The sequence below is a fragment of the Desulfovibrio sp. SGI.102 genome (genome assembly GCF_050314315.1).
Classification (GTDB): domain Bacteria; phylum Desulfobacterota; class Desulfovibrionia; order Desulfovibrionales; family Desulfovibrionaceae; genus Desulfovibrio.
Genome location: NZ_JBNPNC010000062.1, coordinates 1 through 12,718 on the forward strand (window position 1 = coordinate 1; position 12,718 = coordinate 12,718).

Consider the following 12,718-nt stretch of genomic DNA (forward strand, 5'->3'; position numbering starts at 1 on the left):
CGTGTAGGCAATGATCAGCTGGGCCTTCCAGGCATCCTGCTTCTTGTAGGAGTCGTTGCGGTAGCTGCGCTTCCAGGTGTCGTCATCCACCATGTTCACGATATAGCTCAACTCCAGGTTGGCTTCCAGATTCTCATAGATCTGGTAGCTGTTCACCAGGTTGAATTCCAGCAGGCCGTCATTGGTGGTCAGGTACGGACCTTCGGGGGTACCGTTGTCCCAGCCTAGGCTTCCTTCACATACTTGGCCATGGCAGGGCTGTTGGTACCACCCCAGTAAGCCACACGGAAGGAGTGCTTCAGATCTTCCACAAAGCTCATGTCGTGGATGCGCAGACCCACGCCCCAGGTACCGGCATAGGTCAGGTTGCGGTCATACAGACGCGGGTCGCCCCAGCCATAGTTGCCGTCGCCCATGAAGGACATGAAATTAGCGCAACCGGACATGGTGGGCATACGCTCCGAACCGTTCTTCACGTTGCCGTCATCACCGGAGGAATACCAGCCGAAGATGCCGGGAGTACCCCAATCCAGCTTGTATTCCACCAGGGCTTTGACCAGCCAACCCTCGCGCTGGGTATCACCACGACGCCAGGCACCGCTGTTCAGCTGCTGCACATCATAGCGTCCCATGGATTCCACATAACCGTAGTTGATATCGACTTCGATGTTCAGCGGATCAAAGGCCGTGACGGCAATGGGCAGACCGGCCCAGAACGCAGAGCCATAGGATTTGTCGGTATCCAGCGTCCCGCCGTTGTAGGCCAGCGGATAAGGACGCAGGCTGTAGGGAGGATAGCTGCCCATATGCAGCCCGTTATCCATGGCATCCCAGGAGTTGACGCCGATCATGCCGTACATGGCCAGGGGGTCAGCTTCACACCTTCGAAGGTCAGCGGCAGCATGAGGGCGAACAGGTCCACGTTATCCTGGTAGTTGGCATCATCGTCAGGAGACCAGCGGTTGGCGGCACTGCTCTCGTTCCAGTTGTCGTTGAACAGACGGGCCCAGAAAGCTGTCAGGCCAACATTTTCGTTGAACTGGTAGTTGGCTACGACAGCGGCGGCATCGTCAAACAGCACCGCGGAGCCACCGGCCACATTGGGCATGGAGAGCCCCTGGATACCCATACGGAACTTGAGGTCGGTGTTGGGAACCGTCCAGTCGATATAGGCGTTTCTCAATTCCACGATGGTCTTGTCAGCGCCCAGGGCGCCGCCGGAAGATGCCTGGCCCCACATGGTGTCGCCGATTTCGAAGTAGACCGTACCGGACAGCGACTCGGAAGCCACCGCATCCAACTGCAAACGCACGAGCTGCATGGCACTGAGGGCGTCATCGGTATCCCGGGCCTTATTCGACGTCGCACCGGCCTGGCGGGTATGGCTCACGAAGGAACCATCCCCGGCCCCCACGCCCATCAGCCACATCCCCTGGGCTTTGAAATCGATAGCGTGAGCACCACTGGCAGCCCCCAACAACATGCCCGCAGCGAGCGCAAGAGTCATCAGCTTCTTCATGATAAAACCTTCCTCCCTAAATGAAAAATTTCCAGGCCTGAGAACTCCAAGTCCTTCACCGAGACATCTCCGGCAGGCCATCGACCTTATAGGACTCATCAAAAGAGTCTATTATCTTGTTGCGTTAGCATGGGCATATGGGTGGGTCAAGGCGATTGGTCAATTTATTGAATCACTCGACAGCGTCGTGAAAAAAAGAAGGAGCGAGGAAGAAAAAGGAGGCTGTCCCCCTAAAAAAAACGCCAGGGACTTGTGTGGAAAACGCCATACAAAAAACTGTTCCCTGCAAGACATCCTGTCCCCAAACATCTGCATGAAACGCCTGCTGCACCAGGCATGGCCTTTGCTCCATCCGCTCTCCCCTCCTCCGGACAAAAGAAAAGACGACCTCCGCCAGGCGAAAGATCGTCTTATCCAATAAAAAAGGGGGGCTTGCGCCCCCCTTGAAAGCATCGCTGTCGTAAAGACTAGAAGCTGTAAGCGAAGATCAGCTGGGCCTTCCAGGCGTCCTGCTTCTTGTAGGAATCGTTGCGGTAGCTGCGCTTCCAGGTGTCGTCGTCCATCATGTTCACGATGTAACCCAGTTCCAGGTTGGCTTCCAGGTTTTCGTAGATCTGGTAGCTGTTGACCAGGTTGAATTCCAGCAGACCGTCATTGGTGGTCAGGTAAGGACCGTCCTTTTCGCCGAGGTTGAGGTCGTTGTTGAAGTTCTGCCAGCCGTAGGAGCTGTTCACGTACTTGGCCATGGACGGGCTGTTGGTGCCGCCCCAGTAGGCCACGCGGAAGGAGTGCTTCAGGTCTTCCACGAAGCTCAGGTCGTGGACGCGCAGACCGATACCCCAGGTACCGGCGTAGCTCATGTTGCGGTCATACAGGCTGTCGGAAGTGGACCAGCCGTAGTTGCCGTCGCCCATGAAGGACATGAAATTGCCACAGGCGGAGATGCTGGGCATACGCTCGGAACCGTTCTTCACGTTGCCGTCGTCACCGGAAGCATACCAGCCGAAGATGCCGGGGGTACCCCAATCCATCTTGTATTCCACCAGGGCCTTGACCAGCCAGCCTTCACGCTTGGTATCGCCCATGCGGGTAAAGCTGTTGTCAGCGCGCTCAGCAGCGTAGCGACCCATGGATTCCACATAACCGTAGTTGATGTCCAGCTCGACGTTCAGCGGATCCCACAGGGTCAGGGAGATGGGCAGACCGGCCCAGAACATGGAACCGTAAGCCTTGCCGGTAGAGGACGGATCAAAAGCGAACGCATCACCGCCGTTGGCGTAACGGGCATAGGGAGCGGTGGAGGTCAGGGTATTGGTGTTGGCACCAGCCATGCCGTACATGGCCCAGGGGGTCACCTTCACGCCGTCGAAGGTCAGGGGCACCATCAGGGCGAACAGGTCCATGTTGTCATGGTAGTTCACGCGATCCGCGCGAGAAGAGTAGTTGTCGTTGTAAGGACGGGCCCACATGGCGGTCAGGGCCACGTTTTCGTTGAACTGGTAGCTGGCGGTGATGGCAGCCACGTCGTCATCCAGGATGGCGGAACCACCGGCCACGTTGGGCAGCTGGATGCCCTGGATACCCATGCGGAACTTGAGATCGGTGTTGGGCACCATCCAGTCGATGTAGGCGTTCTTCAGTTCCACGATCCTCTGGTCAGCCCCCATTGCACCGCCATCGTCGTTCTTGCCCCAGTGGGTATCACCGATTTCGAAGTACACGGTACCGGACAGGGCTTCGGAAGCCACGGCGTCCAACTGCAGGCGGACACGCTGGGAAGCACCGAAGATATCATCGGTATCAGCGGCCTTGTTGTGGTTGCTGGCCTTGTTGTCCTTGACATGGCTCACCAGGGAGCCGTCACCGGCGGAGAAGCCCATCAGCCACTGGCCTTTGGCCTTGAAATCAATAGCGCTGGCGCCGGTAGCGGCACCCAGCAGCATGCCCGCAGCAAGAGCGAGGGTCATCAGCTTTTTCATGATAAAAACCTTCCTTCCTGAGAGAAATTTCCTGACGTGCATGGGACGTTCCTCCCCAGGGACATCCCAGCCAGACATGGCAAAACTGTATCCGTTTTCCACGTGAGTACAAATTTTGCTACGCAAGCATACGCATGCCCTTTCTCGCCGTCAAGAGGGAAAGGACAATTTTTTGAACCGTGTCATAAAGTGACAGGATCGGGCAATCCGGGATGGCGGAGTATTCTGCTGACGATTCTTTCAGCCCGGGCTGTGCGGATCAGCCCCTCAGAAAAAGGCTGTCCACCATTCTCCAGAGAAACATCGTACTACACAGTATATGCCCGCGCATCTCGGGCACACTCTATCTGAAACAATAAAAGCCCCGCCGGAGCGGGGCTGGAAGACCGGGGGGCCGAAGCCCCCACGGTCGAACTTCCCAAGCCGAAGCTTAGAAGGAGTACACGAAGGACAGGTTCACGTTCCAGGCGTCGTACACGCCGTCGCCGCCCAGAGCGCTACGGCCGGGGTTCTTGCCCCAGGTGCTGGTGCTGTCATCCAGCCACAGAGCCACATAAGCGGCATCCAGCATGACGGTGAAGTTGTCGTACATCTTGTAGGTGTTGGTCAGACCGATTTCCAGAGCGTAGTCGTCGGTGGTCAGGTACATGGGATCGTAAGAGAAGCTACCTTTGTCCACAGCCTTCACACCGCGCTTTTCAAACGGAGCATAGTCGCTCACATACTTGGCCATCTTGGGAGCGTTGGTACCGCCCATGAAGTTCACACGCAGGGTGTGCTTCAGGTCTTCCAGGAAGCTCACGTCCTTCAGGCGGGCGCCGATGCCCCAAGTACCCACCATAGTGGAACCCAGCACGCCTTCACGGGCGATGTAGGGATTGCCGTTGAAGGCGAAGTTGGAGAAGCCGTTGTTGCCGTTGGCGCTCACCACGGGCATGCGCTCGGAACCGTTGCGGGGATTGTTGTCGTCACCGGTGGAGTACCAGCCGTACAGACCGGGAGTACCCCAATCCAGCTTGTATTCCAGCAGCAGGCTGGCCAGCCAGCCTTCGCGGTTCATCTTTTCGTCAGCATAGGCAGCGGAACCGTAGTTCACATCCCAGGCGATGCGGAAGGGATCCCAGTAGGTCACTTCGCCGGTCACGCCGGCCCAGAAGGCATTGCCGTAGGTATCCAGGGGATCGGTGCCGGCGAAGCCGGAGACCAGACCGTTGGAAGCGCGGGTCCAGGCGTTGCCTCCGCTGAACTTCTTGGTCTTGTCTTCCGGGTGCTTCCATTCATGAAACATGCCGGGGCCCATGGCGGCGTACATGACCCAAGGAGTCACCTTCACGCCGTCGAAGGTCAGGGGCAGCAGGACGGCGAACATGTCCATGTTGTCCATGTAGTTCTGGTAGCCTTCCTTGTCACCGTTCCACTCGTAGCCGCTGTTGTCGTTGTAGGGACGAGCCCAGAAAGCGGTCAGGCCCACGTTTTCGTTGAACTGGTAGTTCAGGCTGATGGCGGCCACGTCATCATCCATGATCTGGGAGGCATTGGTGGTGAAGCTGGGCAGAGCGATGCCCTGGATACCCATGCGGACCTTCAGGTCGGTCTGGGGCACCATCCAGTCGATGTAGGCGCGCTTCAGTTCCACGACCTTGCCGTCAGCGCCCAGAGCGCCGCCGTTGTCGTTGTCGCCCCACACCTGGTCGCCGATTTCGAAGAACACGGTACCGGACAGGGCTTCGGAAGCCACGGCGTCCAACTGCAGGCGAACACGCTGGGTAGCTTCGAATTCGTCTTCGTGGTTGCCGTTACGGCTGTAACCGGAGTTGGCGGCAGCCTTGCTTTCACCGAATTTGCCGTGCATGCCGTAGTTGAAATCCATGATCCACTGGCCCTTGGCCTTGAAGTCGATAGCGTTGGCGCCGGTAGCAGCACCCAGCATCATAGCGGCAGCCAGAGCGAGAGTCATAAGCTTCTTCATGATAATACCTTCCTTCATTACTTCCGCATCTTTCGATCCCATCCACTACGGGATCTTTTTCCCTTGCGGGACCCCATTCCTGACCTGTGCGGAGCGGGTCAGGAATCCCGGCCGATACGGCCGGAGCTGAAAGCTCGTTTTTGAAAGCTCGCGGCAGCGGTCTGCTTGTCCGTCGAACTTGTAAAAATTTTTATACCCCTTTCTTGACCTTGTCAACGTTTCTTTAAAAAAAACAATAGTTTACATCACATTATCTATATCGTTTTTTAGATAAAATTTTTTCACAAACCAGTTTCTCAAGCATGGATTCCCCGAAAAAATAAAAAAAGCTAACCTATTGAACGACAAAAGCCCCGCCGAAGCGGGGCTTAAAAACCATGAGGCAGAAGCTTTCACGGTCGGCGCTTTCCAATCAACGCAGAGAAAAAGGATACGGAGATCTGCTGATGATCCAGACACCATAGCAGCCTGCGGATCTCAGAAAAGCCATCACGGCATGTGCAAAGCGCTATAGATCGCGCCCGACATGCCAACAAGATCGCCCTTATCATTATAAGAGCTTTAGCCCTCCCTCTCACACTAGCGTCTCCCGTTCCTCAAACGCAAAAAGCCCCGCCGAAGCGGGGCTTACAAACCGGGGGGCCGAAGCCCCCACGGTCGAACTTCTCAAGCCGAGGCTTAGAAGGAGTACACGAAGGACAGGTTCACGTTCCAGGCGTCGTACACGCCGTCGCCGCCCAGAGCGCTACGGCCGGGGTTCTTGCCCCAGGTGCTGGTGCTGTCATCCAGCCACAGAGCCACATAAGCGGCATCCAGCATGACGGTGAAGTTGTCGTACATCTTGTAGGTGTTGGTCAGACCCACTTCCAGAGCGTAGTCATCAGTGGTCAGATACATGGGATCGTAGCCCAAGCCATATTCGGCAAGGGATTCGGTACCACGCTTCTGGAAGTCCTTACCATCATTACGCACATACTTGGCCATCTTGGGAGCGTTGGTGCCGCCCATGAAGTTCACACGCAGAGTGTGCTTCAGGTCTTCCAGGAAGCTCATGTCCTTCAGGCGGGCGCCGATGCCCCAGGTACCCACCATGGTGGAGCCCAGGATACCTTCACGAGCGATGTAGGGGTTGCCGTTGAAGGCGAAGTTGGAGAAGTCGTTGTTGCCGTTGGCGCTCACCACAGGCATGCGCTCGGAACCGTTGCGGGGGTTGTTGTCGTCACCGGTGGAGTACCAGCCGTACAGACCGGGAGTACCCCAATCCAGCTTGTATTCCAGCAGCAGGCTGGCCAGCCAGCCTTCGCGGTTCAGCTTCTGATCTTCGTAAGCGGCGGAACCGTAGTTCACATCCCAAGCGATGCGGAAGGGATCCCACAGGGTCACTTCGCCGGTCACGCCAGCCCAGAAGGCGTTGCCGTAGGTGTCCCACTTATCCGTGCCACGGAAGCCAGAGACCATACCAGCACCGGCACGGCCCCAAGCATTACCGAAGGAAGACATGGTCCACTTCGTCTTAGCATCATTAAACTTACCGTCAATCATGCCGGGGCCCATGGCGGCGTACATGACCCAAGGGGTCACCTTCACGCCGTCGAAGGTCAGAGGCAGCAGCACGGCGAACATGTCCATGTTGTCCATGTAGTTATCGTACTGGGTGCCACCGAAATCACTGTTCTTGTAGTAGCCGGCATTGTCATTGTAAGGACGAGCCCAGAAAGCGGTCAGGCCCACGTTTTCGTTGAACTGGTAGTTCAGGCTGACGGCGGCCACGTCATCATCGAGGATCTGGGAGGCATTGGTGGTGAAGCTGGGCAGAGCGATGCCCTGGATACCCATGCGGACCTTCAGGTCGGTCTGGGGCACCATCCAGTCGATGTAGGCGCGCTTAAGTTCCACGACCTTGCCGTCAGCGCCCAGAGCGCCGCCGTTGTCGTTGTCGCCCCACACCTGGTCGCCGATTTCGAAGAACACGGTACCGGACAGGGCTTCGGAAGCCACGGCGTCCAACTGCAGGCGAACACGCTGGGTAGCTTCGAATTCGTCTTCGTGGTTGCCGTTACGGCTGTAACCGGAGTTGGCGGCAGCCTTGCTTTCACCGAATTTGCCGTGCATGCCGTAGTTGAAATCCATGATCCACTGACCCTTGGCCTTGAAGTCGATAGCGTTGGCGCCGGTAGCCACGCCCATCATCATAGCGGCAGCCAGAGCGAGAGTCATAAGCTTCTTCATGATAATACCTTCCTTCATTACTTCCGCATCTTCCGATCCCGTCCACTACGGGATCATTTTCCCTTGCGGGACCCCATTCCTGACCTGTGCGGAGCGGGACAGGAATCCCGGCCGATACGGCCGGAGCTGAAAGCTCATTTTTAAAAGCTCGCGGAGCGATCTGCTTGTCCGTCGAACTTGTAAAAATTTTTAAACCCCTTTTATCAGTTTGTCAATATTAAGTGATAAAAAACGATATAGGCTTGTTAATTTCAGGCGACACCATAAAAAGAGTCTTTCTTTACAGCATGATAGCAAGACAATCTTTAAAATCATCCATGCGAAATGCACCCGCAAAGCGAAAATTTCCACAGCCCCGGCCGGAAAATCCCCTTGGGGCGGGACAGAAAACTGAACCATGCATTTCCCCCATCAAGCTTGGCCACGGCACCAGGACAAACGTGCCGCACCAGGCCCGGAGCATGCGGAGGCGTCCGCCACTCTTCCCGGTATTGCGCGGCGGCGCGAAAGATCCCGCACGCGGACGGCTCTCCTGACAGTTCCAGGGACAGGCATCGACCGCAGGCCCCGATCACTCCCAAAAGAACAGCCAGGAAAATTCCCCGCCTCCCGGTTCATTTCGGTGGCCCCCGTCCGAACCGGTTGCGAAATCCGACAGTTTGTGCCGCACGATGAGCCCCTTTCCACGGCACTACATTAGTATATGGACGGCGGCGGCCATGCCCGCATGCAGGAGCATGCGTCTCTCCCCCGCTTTCATAAAAATTTTGCCCGTCCGTCCTGTGCTTCCGGCCCTTTTCTTGCATTGACATGGACATGAGGAATGTATATGATTATATATTAAATTTTGTTGAACAATTCCAGCACATTACGAGGCAAATATGTTCACCAATCGCGGCAAGGCCCTGACTTTTGACGATATCTTGCTTGTCCCCAGCTATTCGGAAGTGACTCCCGACGCCGTGGACATCTCCACCTGGCTCACTCCTTCCATCGAATTGCGCATCCCCCTGCTCTCCGCCGCCATGGACACGGTCACCGAATCGGCCATGGCCATCAGCATGGCGCGTATGGGCGGCATCGGCATCATCCATAAGAACATGCCCATCGAACGCCAGCGCCTGGAAGTGGAACGCGTCAAGAAGAGCGAAAGCGGCATGATCCTTGACCCCGTTACCGTTTCCTCCCGCAACTCCGTGCAGGAAGCCCTGGACCTGATGGCGGATTTCCGCGTGTCCGGTCTGCCCGTCGTGGATGACGGCAAGCTGGTGGGCATCCTCACCAACCGTGACGTGCGCTTCATCGAAGACGCCTCCGCCATCCGCGTGGGCGAAGTGATGACCAGCAAGAACCTGGTCACCGTGCCCATGGGCACCTCCCTGGAAGAAGCCAAGCGTCACCTGCACGAACACCGCATCGAAAAGCTCCTCGTGGTGGACGAGAACGAGCGCCTGCGCGGCCTCATCACCATGAAGGACATCGACAAAGTCCAGAAATACCCCAACGCCTGCAAGGACAGCGCCGGCCGCCTGCGCGTGGGTGCCGCCATCGGCATCGGCCGCGACTGCGACGAACGCGCCGAGCAGCTCATCCAGGCCGGTGTGGACGTGCTCGTCCTGGACTCCGCCCACGGTCATTCCCTGAACGTGCTCAAGGCCATCCGCAAGGTCAAGACCGCGTACCCCAACTGCCAGCTGGTGGCTGGTAACGTGGCCACCTACGAAGGTGCCCGCGCCGTGCTCGAAGCCGGTGCCGACGCCGTCAAGGTGGGCATTGGCCCCGGCTCCATCTGCACCACCCGCATCGTGGCCGGTGTGGGCGTGCCGCAGGTGACCGCCGTCATGGACGGCAGCCGCGCTGCCCGCGAGATGGACCGCTGCTGCATCGCTGACGGCGGCATCAAGTTCTCCGGTGACATCGTCAAGGCCCTCGTGGTGGGCGCCCACTCCGTGATGATCGGCTCCCTGTTCGCCGGTACCGAAGAAAGCCCGGGCGAAACCATCCTCTACCAGGGTCGTACCTACAAGATCTACCGCGGCATGGGTTCCATCGACGCCATGAAGGACGGCAGCTCCGACCGTTATTTCCAGGAACGCAGCAAGAAGCTGGTCCCCGAAGGCATCGTGGGACGCGTGCCTTACCGTGGCCATGTGATGGAAGCCATCTATCAGCTCATGGGCGGTCTGCGTTCCGGTATGGGTTATGTGGGTGCCCGCACCCTCAACGACCTGTTCGAGAACACCACCTTCTGTGAGATCTCGGCGGCGGGCCTGCGTGAAAGCCACGTGCACGACGTCATCATCACCAAGGAAGCCCCCAACTATCGCATCGACAACTAGCCTCAGACCTGCGGGCGATCGCTGCAGCGACCGCCCGCATCCGTTTGGTGCTTGCATCCTGTTTTCCGGCAGCCAGGCTGCCCGTTCATGACATTATATAAAGGACGCCGTCCCTCCCGGGCGGCGTCCGCATACATTGCAAGGAACACTCATGGCGCACAGCAAGGTCATTATCATTGACTACGGTTCGCAGGTCACCCAGCTCATCGCACGGCGTGTGCGTGAAGCCGGCGTGTATTCCGAAATCCATGCCTGCAACGTCACCGCCGCCGAAGTGGCCGCTATGGCTCCTTCGGCCATCATCCTTTCCGGCGGTCCTGCCAGCGTGGGCGAAGCCGATGCCCCCACCCTGGACAAGGGCTTCCTGGAACTGGGCGTGCCGGTGCTGGGCATCTGCTACGGCATGCAGCTGCTGGCCCAGAACCTGGGCGGCGAACTGGCCCAGTCCCTGACCCGCGAATACGGCCCGGCCGACCTGACCCTGAAAGCCTCCTGCGCCTTGTGGGACAGCCTGGACAGCTCCAAGGCCAGCCGCGTGTGGATGAGCCACGGCGACAAGGTCAAGACTCCCCCGCCCGGCTTCGTGATCACCGGCAGCACCCCCACCCTCGAAGTGGCTGCCATGGCCGATGAAAGCCGCAAGATCTACGCCGTGCAGTTCCATCCCGAAGTGCACCACAGTGTGGACGGCGACGCCATGCTGCGCAACTTCCTGTTCAAGGTCTGCAACATCGTGCCCGACTGGAGCATGTCCAGCTTCGTGGAACGCGTGGTCAAGGAAATGGCCGAAAAGATCGGCGACAAGCACGTGGTCTGCGCCCTTTCCGGCGGCATCGACTCCACCGTGGTGGCCGTGCTGCTGCACAAGGCCATCGGCCATCGCCTGCACTGCATCTTCGTGGATAACGGCCTGCTGCGCCTCAACGAAGGCGAGGAAGTGGTCAGCTATCTGCGCGAGCACTTTGACCTGAACCTCAACTTCGTCCAGGCCCAGGATCGCTTCCTCGACCTGCTCAAGGGTGTGGAAGATCCCGAGAAGAAGCGCAAGATCATCGGCCACACCTTCATCGACATCTTCGACGAAGAAGCCAGGAAGCTGCCCGAAGTGGAATACCTGGCCCAGGGCACCCTGTACCCCGACGTCATCGAATCCGTGTCCCACAAGGGCCCCAGCGCCGTCATCAAGAGCCACCACAACGTGGGCGGCCTGCCCGAGACCATGAAGCTCAAGCTGGTGGAACCCCTGCGCGAACTCTTCAAGGACGAAGTGCGCAAGGTGGCCGCCGAGCTGGGCATGCCCGATTCCATCGTCTGGCGCCATCCCTTCCCCGGTCCCGGCCTGGCCATCCGCGTGCTGGGCGAGATCACCGAAGAACGCCTGAACATCCTGCGCCAGGCCGACAAGATCGTGCAGGAAGAACTGCGCGAGTCCGGCTGGTACCGCAAGGTCTGGCAGGGCTTTGCCGTGCTGCTGCCGCTGAAGACCGTGGGCGTCATGGGCGACGGCCGTACCTATGAGCACGTCATCGCCCTGCGCGTGGTGGATAGCGTGGACGCCATGACCGCCGACTGGGCCCGCCTGCCCGCCGACCTCATCGCCCGCATGTCCGGCCGCATCATCAACGAGGTCAAGGGCGTCAACCGCGTGGTTTACGACGTCTCCTCCAAGCCCCCGAGCACCATCGAGTGGGAATAATGCCGAAGCAGCAGGCTCCTTGTCCTGCTTCCGGCCACAGTGCCGGCGCACTGTGAAGACAGCATAAAAAAAGAGCTGACGGCTTGCCTGTCAGCTCTTTTTTTATCATGGCGCTGCAACGCTATGCCAGCTCGTCTTCCTCCACATCACGCAGCGCCTTGTTCCCCGCCGTTTTCCACTCCGTCCGGCCATTGGCGTTCCTGCCCAGGACGACAGCCGCCGCCAGAGAAGGGCTGGTGAAGATATGGTCTTTCACAAAATGGAAGTCCGCATCGACGATCCCTTTTTCGAGCAGACTGTCACGCAGACGGCGCAAGCTCTCTGCCATGCTGGGGACCACGGGCGAAGCGATGGTCGATCCCTTGAGCACGGCAAAACCATCCGCCACGACAAGCCCTTTGGCGGCGGCCCCCCTGGCAGCATTGATGAAAAAGCAGGTCGGCTCATTCTGTTGCCCCACGCTGCTTTCTTCCAGGGTATCGAAAAGCTTGTAGCCCAGCGTATTGACGAGCAGACGGGCGTTGCTGATGAACTCCTGCAACATGGCCTCGTCATACTCCGAGATCGAGGAGCAGGGGGGGACCGTGCTGTTGATGATGACGGCTCTTCCCGAATCCTGTGCCAGGCAATAGAACCTGTTCTCAAGATATTTCACGTGCGCCTTGTTGAGCAGATCATCCTTGCTGATGACGACGATGGCATCGCTCCAGTAATCCGCATCATGCAGATGCTGCTTCAGACGTGTGCAGACCTTTTCCGCCTCACCGATGTAGACGGTATCCGTATTGTTCTCATCCTTCCCCAGCAGGAAATAGACGCCGGTGTTCTCGGCATCGGCCCGCTGGGAAAAGACAGAAAGTTCATTGCGCGAGACCTTGTAGATGCGGCCGTTCCAGTTGGAGAGCTCGCACATGATGCGACCATTGGGATTACCGTCAAAAATATACATCTGTATCGTTTTGCTGAATGCCACAGATGCTCCCCCTC

General features: G+C 58.1%; 7 protein-coding genes and 1 pseudogene. 3 read left to right on the plus strand and 5 right to left on the minus strand.

The window, feature by feature from the left end:
* A pseudogene (locus ACQRCJ_RS10875) lies at window positions 1-1,519 on the minus strand (outer membrane homotrimeric porin); the annotation flags it as partial.
* Between ACQRCJ_RS10875 and ACQRCJ_RS10880 the strand changes: the two are divergent.
* Complete coding sequence (locus tag ACQRCJ_RS10880; protein ID WP_303877024.1) at window positions 1,518-1,940, plus strand: hypothetical protein; 423 nt, start codon at window positions 1,518-1,520, stop codon at window positions 1,938-1,940. The pseudogene ACQRCJ_RS10875 and the gene ACQRCJ_RS10880 sit on opposite strands and share 2 nt — an antisense overlap.
* A 46-nt stretch (window positions 1,941-1,986) precedes the next feature.
* Here the strand turns inward: ACQRCJ_RS10880 and ACQRCJ_RS10885 are convergent, their stop codons facing one another.
* The 3 genes from ACQRCJ_RS10885 to ACQRCJ_RS10895 form a co-directional block, all read right to left on the minus strand.
* A complete protein-coding gene (locus ACQRCJ_RS10885) occupies window positions 1,987-3,498 on the minus strand; it encodes an outer membrane homotrimeric porin (RefSeq protein WP_427799793.1) in 1,512 nt (503 codons plus the stop codon).
* A 430-nt stretch (window positions 3,499-3,928) separates the two neighbouring features.
* Window positions 3,929-5,467, minus strand: a complete 1,539-nt coding sequence (locus ACQRCJ_RS10890; protein WP_427799794.1) for an outer membrane homotrimeric porin — start codon at window positions 5,465-5,467, stop codon at window positions 3,929-3,931.
* Window positions 5,468-6,145: 678 nt separating this feature from the next.
* On the minus strand, window positions 6,146-7,696 hold the full coding sequence (locus ACQRCJ_RS10895) for an outer membrane homotrimeric porin (RefSeq protein ID WP_427799795.1): 1,551 nt from the start codon (window positions 7,694-7,696) through the stop codon (window positions 6,146-6,148).
* An 881-nt stretch (window positions 7,697-8,577) separates the two neighbouring features.
* Here ACQRCJ_RS10895 and guaB point away from each other — a divergent pair.
* Together guaB and guaA are read left to right on the plus strand one after the other, a co-directional pair.
* On the plus strand, window positions 8,578-10,035 hold the full coding sequence (gene guaB, locus ACQRCJ_RS10900) for an IMP dehydrogenase (RefSeq protein WP_168936307.1): 1,458 nt from the start codon (window positions 8,578-8,580) through the stop codon (window positions 10,033-10,035).
* Window positions 10,036-10,186: 151 nt separating this feature from the next.
* Window positions 10,187-11,731, plus strand: coding sequence for a glutamine-hydrolyzing GMP synthase (gene guaA / locus ACQRCJ_RS10905; RefSeq protein ID WP_168936306.1), 1,545 nt, complete (start codon window positions 10,187-10,189; stop codon window positions 11,729-11,731).
* A gap of 121 nt (window positions 11,732-11,852) precedes the next feature.
* Here guaA and ACQRCJ_RS10910 read toward each other — a convergent pair.
* The coding region (locus ACQRCJ_RS10910; protein ID WP_427799796.1) for a GIY-YIG nuclease family protein at window positions 11,853-12,718 on the minus strand (866 nt) is incomplete at its 5' end.